Source organism: Paucibacter sp. B2R-40 (assembly GCF_025717555.1).
In the GTDB taxonomy this organism is placed as follows: Bacteria; Pseudomonadota; Gammaproteobacteria; order Burkholderiales; family Burkholderiaceae_C; genus Paucibacter_A.
In genome coordinates, this window is the sequence record NZ_JAJIRP010000010.1 from 90554 (window position 1) to 106360 (window position 15807).

At 63.8% G+C, this 15807-nt stretch carries 14 protein-coding genes; all 14 read right to left on the reverse strand.

What is annotated here, in order from left to right:
- Nucleotides 1–43: 43 nt before the first annotated feature.
- Nucleotides 44–1276, reverse strand: a complete 1233-nt coding sequence (locus tag LNV09_RS24770) for a DNRLRE domain-containing protein (protein ID WP_318023308.1) — start codon at nt 1274–1276, stop codon at nt 44–46.
- Between the two features lie 71 nt (nt 1277–1347).
- The gene (locus tag LNV09_RS19360) at nt 1348–2004 is read right to left on the reverse strand and encodes a DVUA0089 family protein (protein ID WP_263558714.1); all 657 of its coding nucleotides are present in this window, start codon (nt 2002–2004) and stop codon (nt 1348–1350) included.
- A 406-nt stretch (nt 2005–2410) separates the two neighbouring features.
- Complete coding sequence (locus LNV09_RS19365; RefSeq protein ID WP_263558715.1) at nt 2411–4669, reverse strand: putative bifunctional diguanylate cyclase/phosphodiesterase; 2259 nt, start codon at nt 4667–4669, stop codon at nt 2411–2413.
- 9 nt (nt 4670–4678) lie between these two features.
- Nucleotides 4679–5779, reverse strand: a complete 1101-nt coding sequence (locus tag LNV09_RS19370) for a cobalamin B12-binding domain-containing protein (protein WP_263558716.1) — start codon at nt 5777–5779, stop codon at nt 4679–4681.
- Nucleotides 5763–6062 (reverse strand): antibiotic biosynthesis monooxygenase family protein, encoded by a 300-nt coding sequence (locus LNV09_RS19375; protein WP_263558717.1) that lies wholly within the window; start codon nt 6060–6062, stop codon nt 5763–5765. The genes LNV09_RS19370 and LNV09_RS19375 overlap by 17 nt, the downstream gene beginning before the upstream one ends.
- Before the next feature lie 602 nt (nt 6063–6664).
- Nucleotides 6665–7378 carry a PEP-CTERM sorting domain-containing protein gene (locus LNV09_RS19380; RefSeq protein WP_263558718.1) on the reverse strand — a complete coding sequence of 238 codons (714 nt, stop codon included), beginning with the start codon at nt 7376–7378 and terminating at the stop codon, nt 6665–6667.
- A gap of 29 nt (nt 7379–7407) precedes the next feature.
- Nucleotides 7408–8268: a PEP-CTERM sorting domain-containing protein gene (locus LNV09_RS19385; protein WP_263558719.1), complete on the reverse strand. Its 861-nt coding sequence runs from the start codon at nt 8266–8268 to the stop codon at nt 7408–7410.
- A 188-nt stretch (nt 8269–8456) separates the two neighbouring features.
- Nucleotides 8457–11312: a serine/threonine-protein kinase gene (locus LNV09_RS19390; RefSeq protein ID WP_263558720.1), complete on the reverse strand. Its 2856-nt coding sequence runs from the start codon at nt 11310–11312 to the stop codon at nt 8457–8459.
- A gap of 50 nt (nt 11313–11362) precedes the next feature.
- Complete coding sequence (locus LNV09_RS19395; protein ID WP_263558721.1) at nt 11363–11956, reverse strand: ECF-type sigma factor; 594 nt, start codon at nt 11954–11956, stop codon at nt 11363–11365.
- Nucleotides 11957–12072: 116 nt separating this feature from the next.
- The gene (locus tag LNV09_RS19400) at nt 12073–13095 is read right to left on the reverse strand and encodes an FAD:protein FMN transferase (RefSeq protein WP_263558722.1); all 1023 of its coding nucleotides are present in this window, start codon (nt 13093–13095) and stop codon (nt 12073–12075) included.
- Nucleotides 13096–13101: 6 nt separating this feature from the next.
- The gene (locus LNV09_RS19405) at nt 13102–13920 is read right to left on the reverse strand and encodes a DUF4198 domain-containing protein (RefSeq protein ID WP_263558723.1); all 819 of its coding nucleotides are present in this window, start codon (nt 13918–13920) and stop codon (nt 13102–13104) included.
- A gap of 12 nt (nt 13921–13932) precedes the next feature.
- Nucleotides 13933–14445 carry a DUF2271 domain-containing protein gene (locus LNV09_RS19410; protein WP_263558724.1) on the reverse strand — a complete coding sequence of 171 codons (513 nt, stop codon included), beginning with the start codon at nt 14443–14445 and terminating at the stop codon, nt 13933–13935.
- Nucleotides 14446–14453: 8 nt separating this feature from the next.
- On the reverse strand, nt 14454–15122 hold the full coding sequence (locus LNV09_RS19415; protein ID WP_263558725.1) for a PepSY-associated TM helix domain-containing protein: 669 nt from the start codon (nt 15120–15122) through the stop codon (nt 14454–14456).
- Nucleotides 15119–15802 carry a Fe2+-dependent dioxygenase gene (locus LNV09_RS19420; RefSeq protein ID WP_263558726.1) on the reverse strand — a complete coding sequence of 228 codons (684 nt, stop codon included), beginning with the start codon at nt 15800–15802 and terminating at the stop codon, nt 15119–15121. Before LNV09_RS19420 ends, LNV09_RS19415 begins: the two co-directional genes overlap by 4 nt.
- Between the last annotated feature and the right edge of the window lie 5 nt (nt 15803–15807).

Sequence of the window (15807 nt, forward strand, 5' to 3'; positions counted from 1 at the left end):
CCCTCTTTTTCTCGCATCGCAGGCCCACTTGGCCCCGGCACCCTCAGTTGCTGACCATCCTCCAGATCGTGTTCCAGTCGTTGAGGTTCAAGGTGACATTCCCGCTATTGCTTGCAACGCAGTTACCGATCTGCCAAGAACCTGCGCCGGGCACGAAGGACGTGACCGGCGAGAACATCATGCGTTGATTTGCCGGTGCGCTGGCCGTCTTGTAGGCATTGTTGATGCTGCTCGGGGCAGAACTGCTGGTGGATGCGCGGAAGCAGATGTCGACCAGAAGAGTCCCGCCCGCAGTTGCTCCCACCGAGAAGGCACCCGAGGCGGTTACACGCTGGCTCGCGGTCGTCGTGACTTGGGTCGATGTGCCGACAAAGCTGAAGACACCCTGCGCCACTGCGATCGACGAACTGATGCTGGACTGGGCAAAGGCGATGTTGACAACTCCCGACGCACCGGTCGGCCCCTGCGCACCTTGCGGACCCTGGGGGCCTTGGGGACCAGTGGCACCAGTCGCGCCTGTCGCGCCAGTAGCTCCAACGGGGCCGAACCCACCAGTAGCCCCGGTCAGCCCGGCCGGGCCGATGGGTCCCGTGGCACCGGCCGGTCCTGTTGCCCCGGTCGCGCCCTGCGGCCCAGCAAGGCCGGGCGCACCCTGCGGCCCGGCCGGCCCCTGATCGGCCAGCGTCAGGTCTAGCCTCGCGACATGGCCGGTGGCGGTGTTTTCCTTGCTGTCAAAGAACACCACGGTGCCTGGTGCGGTGCCGGCGGCGCCGATGAGCCAGCCGTAGTTGGTGGCGGGGTTGCTGATCCAGCTTTTGACCTGAGCGGTGACGTCCACCGCTAGGTACTGTCCGGCAGCCGGCACCACCACGCCCAGCAGGCTGATGCCGCCGGCCGCGGGCTGATTGCCGAAATTGATGCCAGCTTCGGTCCAGGCCGTGTTCACCGAGTTGATGTCGACAGCACCCGGCGCACCCACACGGTTGACATACATCACCAGTGTGGCCTTGAGCAGCTTGGCGGCCGTGGTGGCCGCAGGTAGCGTGCCAAGATCAAAGCGTAGTAGCGCGTTCGAGCCGCCGCCCACGTTCAGGGTCGGCTGCGCGCCAAAATTGACGGCCGGTTGAGTCGAGCTGATATGGGTGTCGGCGGCCAGCGGCGCCTCAAGCGCCAGAGCCGGTGCGGTGATCAGGACGCAGGTGGCAAGGCACAGCGCCAAGAGGGCGCGCGAGCGCTGGAGTTGCGGGCGCTGAGGCGCGAGACATTGGTTTGTCATGACATCTCCTTGGGGTTGCGAGCGAAGTGCAAACCGGCCGCGGGCCTGCCCATGGGCGGGAGGAAGGGGATTCAAGCCCTGCGGCGGCGGGCGAGGGTGAAAGCGCCAAGCCCCAGCGCCCACAGCAGCACACTGGCCGGCTCTGGCACCTGGATCACGCTGGCAGCCACATCAACATCCAGCGCCCAATGGCCGCTGCGCTGAGCGCCGTCGACGCGCACAAAATGCAGGGTGTCGTCATCGGGAAAGCCGAGATAGGCCGAGGTGTAATGGGTCTCGCCGGCATGGCTGTAAAAGCTGCTCATCGCGTGCACCGTGACAGGCCCCGAGACTGCATTGTTGTCGTCCTGTGACAGCACCAGCGTGTAATGGCCGGCGGCAGCGCCTGCCAAGCTGAACATGGCGTCCCAGCAAAAACTGCCAGCGCTTGCGCAAGCATTGCTCGAACCTATATTGCCTTGCACGCTGTAGCCACTGGCATCGAACAGGGTCAGAACCGGGGCGAAGCCACCGGCCAGAATGCTTTGCCCAGCGCCATTGAGGCCACCGCTGTGCGAAAAGGTGGTAACGGCAATGTCGCCGGCAGCGGCCAGATCGAAGGCGAAAATCGCCAAGTCATTGTCGAGGCTGAAATTCCCCTGGTAGGAACTGGTGGCGGCCTGGCCCACACTAACTAAGCTGGCGGCACATATTACGGCGGCCAAAACTTTCAATCGGAATCGAGGCATGCTCTACTCCTTTGGCCGACAAAAATGTCAGGCGGGTGCAAAATTATATGAGCAGGCTGGCCTTTTTGGAGGGCGATTTTTACCTCGGACCCGCCGTGCGGAATCGGCCAGCGCCGGCACGTCGAGGGCGCGTGCTGGCATTGACCGGCACGCGCAGAGAAGTCCATGATGAACATTGCGCAAGCTCACCAGCCATCAATTGCAGGGCTTGACTGAGTTGTGCGTCGAGTTCCTTTTGCCGAGGTGCGAGCCACATGAGGAAAGCCCAGATGTTGTACTTGGCAATCTGCGCAAGCCTGCTGAAGTGGCGATAGACCTAGGTGCAGCCGAGGCTTAGGTCCGTCAATTTGGGACCGACAATGGCATTCGATGAAGACTAGCGCGAAGTAATCGCTCCGGATGTCTCTCAACACAGGCTACGTGTTTGGTTTGACTGGAGAGAGGGAGAGTGGCTGTCCAGCCACGGTTCCAGGTCCTCGATCGGCACCGGCTTGCCAAATAGGTAGCCCTGGTAATGCTGGCAGCAATTTGCGCGCAGGAATTCCAGTTGTGCTTGCGACTCGACACCTTCGGCAATCACAGCGATATCCAGGTTCTTGGCCAGATCGATGATGGTGCGGCAGATCGCAGCATCGTGAGCATCATCGGGAAGTCCGGCTACAAAGCCTTGGTCGATCTTGATCTGATCCAAGGGCAGCAGTTTCAGGTAGGCCAGTGACGAGAAACCGGTTCCAAAGTCGTCCAGCGAAAGCCCGACTCCGATCTTGCGTAACTGGTGCAGCTTGGACATGACTTCGTCAGTTTTGGAAATCAATGTACTTTCGGTCAGTTCGAGTTTGAGCCGGGTCGGGGGGGCGTGGTGCTCCGTCAGGATTCCGAACACGGAATCGACAAAATCGGTCTGCAAGAACTGCTTGGGGCTGACATTGACCGACAAGGTCAGTGATGCGCGCACCGGATGAGCTGCCCAAGCTGCCAATTGTTCGCAAGCCTTGTTCAGCACCCAGAGCCCCAGCGTCAGGATCAGATCTGACTCTTCAGCCAAGGGGATGAACTGCGCTGGGGAAATCATGCCCAGCGTGGGATGACACCAGCGCAACAAGGCCTCGGCCCCCATGGGATTATTGTCCGCATCGATCTGAACCTGGAAGTAAAGCTGAAGTTGACGCTGCCCACCGTGAAGGGTCTCTCGCAGATCGGACTCCAGGGCGGTCCGCTCCAGCATTCTGGCCTGCATATGCGATTCGAAGCTGCGAATCAGGTTGCGCCCCGAGGCCTTGGCCTGATACATGGCCAGGTCGGCATGGCGCAACAACTCGTCGGCGCTCTGGTCGGGCCCCTGTTGCACCGCGATACCAATGCTTGCGGTACAAAAATGTTCGACGTGCATGACGGCGCCGTCGCGGTCCAGGGTCAAGCTGTGGCGTTGGCGGACCTGTTCGGCCACTTTCTGCGCCACCCGCTCCGCCTGCATTCCAACCATCTCGGCATCCAGCCCCTCCAGCAGGATGACGAATTCGTCGCCTCCCAATCGCGCCACGGTGTCGCATTCGCGAACGCAGGCGCTGATTCGCCGGCCAACTGCCACGAGTAGGGCATCGCCGAAGTCATGCCCCAGGGAGTCGTTGATCGCCTTGAAGTTATCCAGGTCCAGAAAGATCAACGCGCAGGGGGCTCCCCTGCGCTGATGAATGGCCAAGGCATGCCGAAGCCTTTCATGGAGCAGCCGCCGGTTGGGCAACTGAGTGAGCGCGTCGTGAAACGCGAGGTGATAAATCTCGTCTTCGGCAGCCTTGCGAGCCGAAATATCCAGAAAGCAGCCCACATAGTGGCTGCAAGTCCCGACCTCATCATGAACGGCGGTGAGCGTCAGCCATGAGGGACTGTCCGAACCACCTGCCCGACGGGTCCAGCATTCGCCTTCCCAGGTGCCTTTGCGGGTGAGCAGTTGCCAGACGTTGGCCAGGAAGTCTGCCCCATGCCGAGGCGCCAGGATATCGGTCCAAGCCATCCCGATGGCCGCCACGGCATCGACGCCCGTGTGCCGGGAAAAGGCCGGGTTGACGCGCAGCAGCTTCAGTTGTCCATCGGCGATGAACACGGACTCCTGAGTCTCGAAGGCAATGGCTGCAATACGCAGCTCCTGCGCCTGTGTCCGGGATAGCGTCAGCGCGGCGTCAAGCTCCATCACACGGGTGGTCAGGTTGCGATTGGCTCGGGCGAGGGCCCGCTGCGAGTCGATCAGGTTTTCGTTCAGGGCCAGCACCTTGCATTGCAGGTGGTCCCAGTCGTTGACATTGTGTTCGGCCATGAGCAGCAAGGCATCACCCTCGCGCCGGACCCAGCCGTTCAGGCTGTGCCTCGAGACAGTCGGCCAGCCCAGGGTCAGTAGACCGGCGTAGACCTGTCCGGTGGCATCCATGGGCAATTCCAACAGCTCGTCCAGCGTCGGACTCTGAAAGATGGCGCGCACCTGGCGCGCGCAAGCGGGTGCTTGGGGCGCCCCACCGATCAGCAGGTGCTGGAAGCCCGCATTGGCCTGCAGCAACTCGCCCCGGGCGTTGATGCGGGCCTGGACGACGCACAGACTGCAACGGACCCATTCCTCAGACTCCAAAGCGCTCCCAAAGGAATGTTCGTGGGGGCCGGGCAAGTCCAGCATCATTGCAGGTTCTCAGCGCGCGGGCAGTTCGCCTAACAGTGGCAAGGGCGGCACCGTTACAGCCAGCGCGTCGTGGGCAAAGGCGTCGGCCCCCAGGAAGTCCGCCAAGCCCGGATGCTGATTGAGCACCATGCCGCCGACAATGATGCGCGGGCTGTTCAGGGGGCAGGCTTGGCGAATCTGTTGGATGGCGTGTCGGGCATCCGCCAACTGGCTTGGGAAGGCGACCGACAAGGCCACCAGATCCGGCTGCCATTGCTGGATTTGGCGTACCAGATCACGGGTCGGCGTGTTGGCACCGAGGCACTGGACGTCCCATCCGGCAAGTTCCAGCGCATCGGACACCATGCGCAAACCCACACTATGCTGATTGCCCTGCACGCTGGCCAACACGGCCTTGTGGCCTAGGCTTGCGGGCAAGGGATGGTGGGCAAAACGCTCTGCCATGACGGTGCTGGCCGTGGCCGTGGCCAAGTGCTCCTGAGCCACCGATACCTCATTGCGCTGCCAACGTTGGCCAATGCTGCGCAGGCAGTTCTCGACCAACCTGACCTCGATCTCCACCAAGCCATGACCTTGCGATTCCAGGTCCGCGACCATTTGAAGGGCGCCCCTGCGATCGCCCGTGAGCAGCGCATCCTCGAAGCGAGTTTGGATGTCGAAAGGCGCATGGCGACTTGGCGCTACCACTGGCCGACCTGGCTCATTGGACTCCCTTAACGCGGCGTCTAGCCAGTCCGTCAGGAGCGGGCCCTCTTCGCCGAGACTATTGGCCAAATACTCCACCATCCAGCGCAAACAGATGTCGATGTGTTCTGACGGAATGTGCCTGGCCCCCAGCATTTCGCGAACCCAGCAAAGATAGGCAGAGAACGGGGCGGCAAGTCCGGTGGCCAGTGTAGGAAGCAAAAAGTCCAGGTGGTGGTGGAGATCTTCCAGGCAGAGTTGTCGGCCGCGCTCGCCGAACTGCGCATAGCGCTCTCCGAATTTGTCGTAAAACGCTTGGCAGGCATAGTCGGCAGCCGCACCCTTGAGCAGGAACAGGCGCTGCAAATCCTCGCTGCTGATGAGGCGCGGCACAGGCTGAGGCATAGGCTCAGCGAGCGAATACATTGAACTGCCTCAGTTCGGTACTCCGGGGTACTAACTTCAGGCCTTTGGGGATGCCGCGGTGAGCGTCCTTGTAGGCGTGAGAATGGTGCCAGGCATTGAAGCTGTCGGCATCCGACCAATAGGTGAGGAGCCAGACTTCCTCGGGCTTGTCGCAGGGACTCATGACCTCCATCCGCACAAAGCCCGGCGCATCTTCCACGCGATGTGGGCGCTCCCGGAACGCTGCTCTGACCTCTTCCACCATGCCATTGGCAATCTCGAAGCGACTTAGGACAACGAACATGAAAGCCTTTCCCGAGGACGATGCCCATCCGCGCTTTGATGCTGATAGCTTTTTATTGCTGTGCTTCGAGCACTATATTCGCAATACGCAAGGGGACCCAGGATTAGAAGAATCGTTCCAAATGCCCAGGCACGCCTACCTATCACGGTCATCTGGATGAATGGAAAGAGCAAGGTCGCTCCTACTTTGGTGCTCGTCTCGGAAGGAATTCGCGCCAGTATGGTTCAACGCATGGCCTTTGTATTGCTACAGGTCAAACATCGTTTGTATCTGGCCGTCGCTCATGGCGACCAGGTAGGTCGGAATCGGAGTTTTTGTTGGGCACCTTTGCGAGGCTTGCGGCCACTGCAACGGCACTTCGCAGTCCTTTTGAAGTTTCAGAATTCGTAGTCACAAGCGCCGCTGCAGCCGGCCAAATCGAAACGGAGAGGCGCTTCTTTGCCCCCAAGTACGTCGCATAGCCCCCATCCGCGGGCTGCGAGCTGCCCTACGCTTCCAACAGGGCTTGCAAGGCCCAGCCAAGAGTTTCGCGCCAGTCCGGCTCGCGCAGCACAAACAGGTTGGCCAGCAGCGGCTCGCTGGCCAAGGACGCCGCCGTGGTCTCAAATGCTGCGCCGCCTCGCCACCCTCGCCACCAGCCCCAAACCCGCCAGTAGCAAGCCAAGACTGGCTGGTTCCGGCACCGCCTGCACCGTACTGAAGGTGTCGATCGCAAAGCCCGCGCCGCCAGGGCCGGATGCGATGAAACTGATCGCATCGATATCGCCCCAGCTCACCGGGCTGGGGTTGCCTGCGTCGTTGACGAAGGCAGCGAAGGGGATCAGCACGGTCTGGGCGAACGAGGCGTCCACCGTCATCGCAAAATCGGCCACGCTGCTCGGCGAGCCGCCGCCATGCGCGGTGATGACGGTGACGGTGAGCGAGATCGGTGCGCTCAGGTAGCGAAAGTCGAGCCTGAAAGCGGACTCGCTTTGCAGATCGAGCGAGAGGTCTTGCCCAAAGCCATGGGCGACTCCATAGGCCAGGTTGGTGTAGAGCGGGATGGCCGCATCCGAGAGCGTGAAGTAGGCGCCGGCCTGGATGGCGGCGAAGCTGAACTTGCCGGTTTGCGCCACGCCCGCAGCGATGGTATTGGCGATGTAGCGGCCCGCGCCGGGGGCCTCGACCGAGGGCAGATAGATTTCCGCATAGGGGGCGGCGTCGGTTTGAATCAGGCCGGGGCCGTCGCTGAAAGTATCCAGGATAGACGCGGCCTGCGCGCTGCTGAGCGACAAGATCATGGCGCCGGCGAGTGCGCTGAGTTTGTGGTGCTTCATGGTCGTTCTCCGGTAAAAGAAAGGTGACTTCAGCTGCGGCGGCGCTGCAGCCAGAGCAAGGCCAACAAGCCGCTGCCGAACAGCGACCAGCTGGCGGGTTCGGGCACATTGCCGGCCAAGAAATCATGGCCGCTGGCACCCACGGTGTTCAGGCCGGCGACCGAGGGCGCCAGCGAATACAGCGCCGAGTGATAGAAGTCGGCCTCGGCACTGCGGCCGAGCTGGGCGTAATAGCTGACATAGGCCGAGGTGTAGAGACTTCCCGTGAACTGCAAGGTGTGGCCGACCTGGGTGGCCAAGCTGAGCGAGTACAGGCCGGTAGCCTGCTTGCGGGCGTCCCAATCGAAGCGGATCTCCTGGCCGCTTTGCTGATCTCGCAGCGTTGTGCTGGCGCCGGCGTTCACTTCCAAGAAGCCGCCCATCTCGAAACTTGGTGAGGACAAGCTGCCGTCAATGCTGAAGTCCACCCGGTAGCTCACCGGCGTGCCCAAGGCCAGGCCCGCGCCGCTCACCACCACCAGATCGGCAAAACTGCCCTGCGCCGAGCCGCTGCCATAGCCGCTGAACAAGCCATGGCCCAGCGCATCAAAGCCATAGCCAAAGTTGGCCGAGGAATAGGCCTTGAGGCTGCCCACCGAGCCTTTGAACAGCGCCGTGGCGCCGCCGCCGTTGCTGACCTCGGCGGTGCGGCTCAGGCTATGGGGCAAGAGGGCCTGCGGGTTGTCCGTAAAGCCGAAACTATCGACGAGATTGAAGTCTTCGCGTGGCTGGTCAGGGAGGATCAGCGTGCTGGTGGCGTTGACATTGCCATAGGCCCCATAGCTCTGCGCGCCCGCGGCCAGGGGCACAGCGATGGCCAGGGCAAAGCCGCTGAGTTTTAAGAGGTTCATGCTCGGTTCTCCGGTGAAGTGAAGCATTGGTTGGGGCGGCCTTGCTGCCGCGCCAACTTGTTCAGGCCGGCGCCAAACAGCGCCGCGACTTGAAAATGCTGACACCGGGACATACGCAGCGCCGGAAGCAAACCGGCCAGCCCCTCACCCCCTAGAACGTAGGGATAAGGCCTTGCAAGCCCCGCGCTTCAAAAACCCAGCGCCGGCCTCGCTTGGCGCGTGGGCGCCTCAGGCGCATCGGTCCGCAGCGCAGAGGCGAGCGCCGCTTGTCGGCGGCTGAGGGCCTCGCTGTGCTGACCCAAGGCCTCAAAAGCCAAGGCTTGCACGCGCCACAAATAGGCGGCTATGCGCACATCGGCCAGGCCGCTCGGCAAAGCCTGCCAGCGTTGTTGAGCCGCCTCCACGGCGCTCAGAGCCAGCGCGGCGTCGCCCTCGGCCCATGCCACGCGAGCCAGGCCGATGGCGGCCAAGACCTGGGGGCCACGCGCCCCACCGGGCGGCAACTGCGCCGCCGCTTGGAAGGCCTGCGCCGCCGCAGCGCCCTGCCCGTCGGCCAGCAGCCAGCGCGCCCAACGCTCGCGGGCCTGGGCCAGGCGGTAAGAGTCAGGCGCGTCCCATTTCTCGCAGGCACTCAGCGCTTGCTGTAAGGCCGCGCGTGCCTGCGGCCCTTGTCCCAATTGCAACAAAGCCTCGCCCTTCAAGCCCAGCCAGCGCCGCTCATCGCCTTCGGCCCGCAGCGCGGGGTCGCGGGCGAGCAGGGTTTGCACCAACACCAAAGCCTCAGCTGCGCGGCCCTCGGCCAATAGCGCTGTGGCCCAAGCTTCATTGGCCTCACCGGCATCACCGGCCTGCACAGCAGCGGTCGCGGTCGCCGCCCCCTCTGCACCCTTCGCGCCGGCTATTCCCAGCGAGTCAAACAAGGCCAAGGCTTGCTCGCGTTGCCCCTGCCTATGCAAGCAAAGCGCCTGCTGCGAAACGGCGCGCACGTGGCTGACATGCTCGGCCCCGTAGGTGCGCAAGGCTTGCTGACGGGCCCGCTCGAAATGCGGCATGGCCTGCGCCGGCTGGCCCAGCTCGCACAAAACCTCGGCCAGACTTTGGTGCGTGCTGGCCAGGTTCTCCTGGCTGGCGCCCGCGGGCAGCGGCAAGGCCAAAGCTTGCTCCAGACTTTGCTGGGCTTGCGGCCATTGTTCCAAGGCGGTATGGACATCGCCGCGCAAGGCCAGCGCCGCTGCGTGGTCAAAGCTCGAAGGCGCATGCGCTTGGTACAAAGCGATCGCCCGGTTCAGTGACTGCAGACGCTGTGGCAGCACGCCCGGCGTACCACGCTGGGCCTCGCTATGCTCCATCCACCACAGGGCGCGCAGCTCGGTCGCGTCGAGCTCGGCCTCGCGCAGCCGGCGATCGATCTCCCGCAGCGCCGCTTGTGCCTTGGCATAACGCGCGTGATAAACGTCCACCGTCACATCCTCCAGGCGCGCTTTGAGCGGCACGCGGTGGTTCGCGCCAAAGTGAGCTTCGGCCAGAGCCAGGTGGCGCTGATGCAGGCGGGCGTAGCGCTCGTCTTCTTCAAGATAGTCGTAGATTTCAGTCAGCAAACCCATCAGCTCGATGCGCAGGACCGCCTCGTCGGCGAACTCCCGCTCCACCCGCTCGGCGGCGGCGTCCAGCAACTGGCGGGCGCTGGCCTGGCCGGGCGCGACACTGCCGGGGCGGCGCGGGTCCGAAGCCTCGAAGACACTGACCAAAAAACCCTTCACCGCCTCGGCCCGCCGCGCCTGGGCGCGCGCCTGCTCGGCCTGCCACAAAGCCAGTGAAAGGCCGCCCGCCAAGGCCAACACCACCACAGTCGCGGTCGACAAAGCCAGCACATGCCTTTGCACATAACGCCAGATCGACAAGCCACGCGACGCGCCTCTCGCCAGCACCGGCACGCGGTTCAGGTGGCGCTGCAAATCAGCCGCCAAGGCCTCCACGCTGGCGTAACGCGCCTCGGGGTCGCGCGCCATGGCTTTGGCGACGATGGCTTCCAGGTCACCCCGCAAAGCAGCTCGCTGGGCCGGCGCCGCTTCGCTGGCCAGCGGCAACTGCAGCGCTGCCAACTGGCTGGCAAAGTGCTCGGCCAAGGGCGCGGCGCCGGCGCGGTCCAACTGGTAAGGACGGCGCCCGGTGAGCAACTCGAACAGCACAATGCCCAGCGCATACACATCCACGCCCACGCCCAGCGGCCGGCCGGACCATTGCTCGGGTGCCACGCATTCGGGTGTGAAGGCCTGGCCCGATAGCCCAGCTGCCAGGGGCTCGTTTTCACCCAGCAAGCGCGCAATGCCGAAGTCCAACAATTTCACTTGACCTTGCATGGTGACCAGGATGTTGCTGGGCTTCAAGTCGCGATGAATTACCAGCCGCCCATGCGCGAAACTCACCGCTGAAAGCACCTGCGCAAACAGCGCCAGCCGCGCCTTCAAGGTCAGACCGGCGGCATACTCGGTGATGGGCCGGCCTTCGATCAATTCCATGGCCAGAAAGGGCTGGCCTTCGGGGCTGACGCCGGCCTCATACAAACGGGCGATATGTTCGTGTTCAAGGCTGGCCAGCAGGTCACGCTCCAGCTCGAAGCGCTGAGCCATCACAGCTGCGGGCTCCAGGCCCGCAAATGGCAGCTTCAAAGCGACACGCCGCCGCACGCCGTGGCATTGCTCGGCCGACCACACCGCCGCCATGCCGCCCTGCCCCAGCGGCGCCAGCAGACGAAACTGGGCGATGGTCAATCCAGGGCTCAAGACTTGACCCTGTGCATCAAGCGCTTCGCTCAGCAGCTGCGCTGCGGGCGGCGCCAGCGTGGCGACTTGGGCATGGCAGGCCAGCATCTGGCGCACCCAGGGCGCAGCCTCGCCTTGCAGGGCGGCAAGCCAAGCATCACGCTCGCCCTCGGGCAGGCCCATCGCCTCGTCAAAGCGCGCCGCCACCTCGGGCCACAACGCCAGCGGAATGCAAGGAGCCGTTGTCGGCGCAGCAGGGGGCAAAGGTTCGACCGAACTCATGACAGGCACATACGCAAAAAGCGGTGCAAGGCGGCCAAGCAGCGCCTTGCCTAAACGGCCTGCATCTGCAACAAGAGGAAGGCCCGGGCACGGTCCCACAGGCGCCGCACCGTCCGCTCGCTGATCCCCAAGGCCTGCGCCACCTCGACATCGGTATAGCCGCCGAAATAGCGCAACTCCACCAATTCGGCCAGCTGAGGGTCGAGCTGCTCCAGCGCTTGCAAGGCCTGCTCCACCGCGCTCACCGGCACGACCGTAGCGGCCACCTCATTCAGGCTGTGCAAGGCCAAGGTATCGAGCGTGATGGAGCCCTGCCCGCTGCCACGCCGCTGCGCCTGGGAGCGCCGCACGAAGTCGATCACGATATGGCGCATGGCCTTGGCAGCGTGGGCATAGAAATGCTTGCGACTTTTCAGCTCCACCTCAGCGCCGCCCACAAAACGCAGAAAGCTCTCATGCACCAAGGCCTGGGTATCCAGCAAGGTCGGTACCTGGTGGCCGCGCAGGCGAGCATGGGCGATTTTGAGCAGCTCGGGGTAAAGGGCCTGGTAGGCACGCTCAGCCGCCTGCGCATCACCGGCCTGAGCCTGGTGCAAGAGCAGCGTCAGCGATTCCAGACCGGGGGCAGACGAAGGGCTAGCCATGGGCGGAGATTTTGGCACACGGCAGATGTTGCATCTAACATCAAAGTCCCATGCACTGCGACGGGATGCTGGCGCTGCAGCCGACGCAGACGACCGGACTTGACCGGGCCAGCCGCCTAAGCTTGCAACATGGCCTGCAAGGCCGGGCTGAGAATCTCACGCCAGCCCGGTTCGCGCAGCACGAACAAAGCCGCCAGCCCCAGCTCCGCCGCCAAGGCTGGCCCATCCTCCGGCCCCAAGACCATCAGTGCTGTGGCCCAGGCATCGGCCCAGCAGCAGCTCGAGTGCAACACGCTGACGCTGGCCAGACCATGCTTGATAGGTTCGCCGCTGCGCGGGTCCAGCGTGTGCGAACGAGACCGGCCTTGCGTGTCGACAAAGCAATTGCGGTAGTCACCGCTGGTGGCCACGGCAAGCCCATGCAGGGCGAGCACCGAGCCGTTCAAGCCAGCGGCGCCGGGCACGGCCTCCAGCTGCACCCACCAGGGCTGGCCATTCGGCTTAAGGCCGGCGCCGCGCAGCTCACCGCCGACCTCGACCAGATGGTGCGGCAAGCCACAGTCCAGCAAAAACTCCGCCATTTGGTCGACCGCAAAGCCCTTGGCGATGCCGCACAGATCCAGCTCCAAGCCGCCCGGCTGCCAAACTTCCCAGCCGCCGACAGCTCTTTGCAGGGGCAGATCTTGCCAGCCAAGGCCGGCTGCTTGCGGCGCAGCGGCTGGCATCACAAAGCCCGGCTCGTCATGACGCAGACCGGCGCCAAAGCCCCAGGCCCGCACCAAGGCCGCTGCCGCCGGGTCGAAAGCGCCACCGCTGGCCTGCGCCACCTCCAGCGCCATGCGCAAGACTTGGCCACAAGGCTCGGAGATCGCGACCCAACTGGCCGGCTGGGCGCGACCGAAGCGCCGCAGATCCGAATCGGGCTCCCAAGGGCTCATGCGCGCCACCACCTCGGCCAGCCGGGCCTCCAGACCGCGTTGCAAAGGTGCGCAGTCAAGCCCGCACGGCCCGTAGAACTTGACGCTCCAACGGGTGCCCATGCTCTGGCCGTCGAGCACATAGAGCTGCTCGCCCAGCGCGGGCGTAGCCGGGGCTACGTGCGCCGGCAGCAGCACGCGCCTGTCCATCGTCAGTGTCATCTCGCCCTACTTCGGCAAGACCTCAAAGGTGGCGCTGTAACGGTAGCGCTTGGCTGGCTGATCGGCGCTGGCGGCCACTTCATGCCCCAGGCCCAGCCAATAACGGCCGGCCTCGGGCCAGCTGATGTTCAGCTCGCCCTGTGCGTCCGTTTTCAACGTTAACTCGCCGAGCTTGTAGCGGTAGCGGCTGCCGCCACGCAAAACGGTCACGCTGGCATCGGGCAGCGGCTTGCCGTCCAGCAGCAGGCGCAGGCGCACGCTGTCGCCGTCGCTCAGATCAGTCACTGGCGTCAACGCTTGCAGGGCTAGGCCAACGCTACTGGGCTGAGCGGACGGCAGGCCGGCGCGCTCTTTGCTAACGAAGGTTTCGCTGAGCATCCAGCTGCGTGTGACCTGCACATCCTGCGCCTCGGCGGGTATCTGCCCGGCCAGATCGGCCGGCTTGCCGCGCCAGCGTTTGGTCTCGCCGCCGAGCTTGTAGCTGGCAAACGCCGACTCGGCCGTATTGCTGATGCGGTAGGTGCCGGGCTGCTCCAGCTTGATATCAAAACTAGTGCGGTTGCGAGCCGCAACAACAGGCTCGGCCGCCACAGGCCTGCCGTCGGGGCCAAGAATCAGCAGCCGATCGAGCTGCAGCGCGTTTTCATATTCGAACAATTCCTCCGAAGCCACCGCGTCGATACTGACCAGGCTGGGCTTGCCACCGGCCGCAACATTGATGTGCGCGGTTTGCGGCAGCAGCCAAGTGCGGTGGGCTTGCGCCGCTCCGGCAGCGCTCAGCAGCATGAGGCCGGCCAAGGCTAAGCTTGAGATTGATCGTTTCATGTGTTTATCCCTTCAAGGTTTGACCGACAGCACCAAGCTGCCCAGCTCGTGCTCACCCTGCGCGCTGAACTGCGCCGCCGAGCTAATCGGTAACTGCAGCGGCACGCGCTGGACCTCGCGGCCGCCACCTTCGCGGGCCACTTCCACCACGACTTCATACTTGCCGGCGGGAAGAGCAGCCAGACTCTTGCTCAGATTGAGCTTGTGCTCGCCCACCGGGCGGGTCGCGCCACTGACCCCGTCCATGGGCATGCTCAAGTCACGCCCGCTTTTGCGCCACCACTGGCGCAGATCGGGCAGCCATTTGGCACCGGCGTTACTGGCTTTTTTCTGGTCATACCAGACCGCCAAGCTGATGGCCGGCTCCCCGGCACGCTCGGCCCAGACGGCCACATAGGGCCGGTGGTATTCGGCCACATTCAGACGCGGCAACTCCAGGCTGAGCTGGGCTTCGGCGGCCCAGGCGGGCAGCACGGCACTAGCACTGGCGAGCAAGACCGTGTAGGAAAAAAGTTTGTTTTGCATAGAAAAATTCAATGAACAAATATGAGCAATAAAGCGACCGGCAGCAGCAAACCAGCGGCCACCAAGGGCCAGACGCTGGGCCGTTTGGCCGCGTGCATTTTCAAAATCAGCAAGCCGGTGATCGCGAACAACAAGCTGGCGACGGCGAACAGGTCGATGAACCAGCTCCACACCGGGCCGGTATGGCGCCCTTTGTGCAGATCATTCAGATAGGCGACGGCGCCGCGCTCGCTGCGCTCGAATTCGGCCTCACCACTGGGCAAGGCGATCCGCAGCCAGGCGTCGCCGCCGGGGCGCGGCAAGGACAGATAGAGCTCGTCCGGCGCCCATTCAGCCAACAGACCTTCGGTCTTGAAGCCCCATTGCCGGTGCAACCAATGCTGCAGGGGTGGCGGCAACTCTGCCTTCTGCGCGCCCGAATGTGCCGCCACCAGCGTGGCCCGCAACACCGCGTCCGGCAACTGCGCCTGCCCGCTCGAAATCCTTGCCTTGGATTCAAATAGACCGGCGTTGTTCAGCGTGAGCCCCGTGACGCTGAACATCAGCAGCGCCGCCAGGCTGATCGCGCTACTGACCCAATGCCACAAATGCAATTGCTTCAGATAGGCGGCCCGGCTCTTGACCTGCGTTTTGCTGGCTGCGGTGTCGGTCGCGATATAGGCGGAGGCATTGCTCATGTCTCGGCCCATTGCCGCAACAGGTTGTGATAATGGCCGCTCAAGCTCACCGCCTCGTCGATCTCGCCGAAGCGAGCGCGCAGGCTCTGAATGCTTTGATCGAGCTGATACAGCATGGTGCGGCGGCCGTCATCGCGCACCATGCTCTGGGTCCAGAAGAAGGCCGCAAGTCGCTCGCCCGCTGTCACCGGCAGCACCTGATGCAAGCTGGTCGACGGGTACAAGACCAAGTCGCCAGCCGGCAGCTTGACCTCGTGGCTGCCATAGCTGTCTTGCACGACCAGCTCGCCGCCCTCGTACTCGCCAGGCTCGCACAGGAACAGCGTGCTGGAGACGTCGCTGCGCAGCGGCTGCGTGCTGCCGAGCTGGCTCATCACCGCACCGTCCACATGCAGGCCGTAATGCTCGCCGCCGGCATAGCGGTTGAACAAAGGGCTGAGCATGCGCAAGGGCAAGGCGGCGGAGAAGAATTGCGGGTGGGCGCTCAAGCGCTGCTGGATCAGCTGACCCAATTCGACCGCCAGCGCCGAGCCCGGCTTGAGTTGCTGATTGCGCTTGACCTGCGCACCCAAAGCGCCGACGGTCGCCCGGCCATCGCCCCACTCGCCCTCGGCCAGCAAACGCTGACGAAACTCGCTCACTTCGGCGGCACTCAGCACGCCCTGGATATGCAGCAACATGGTCG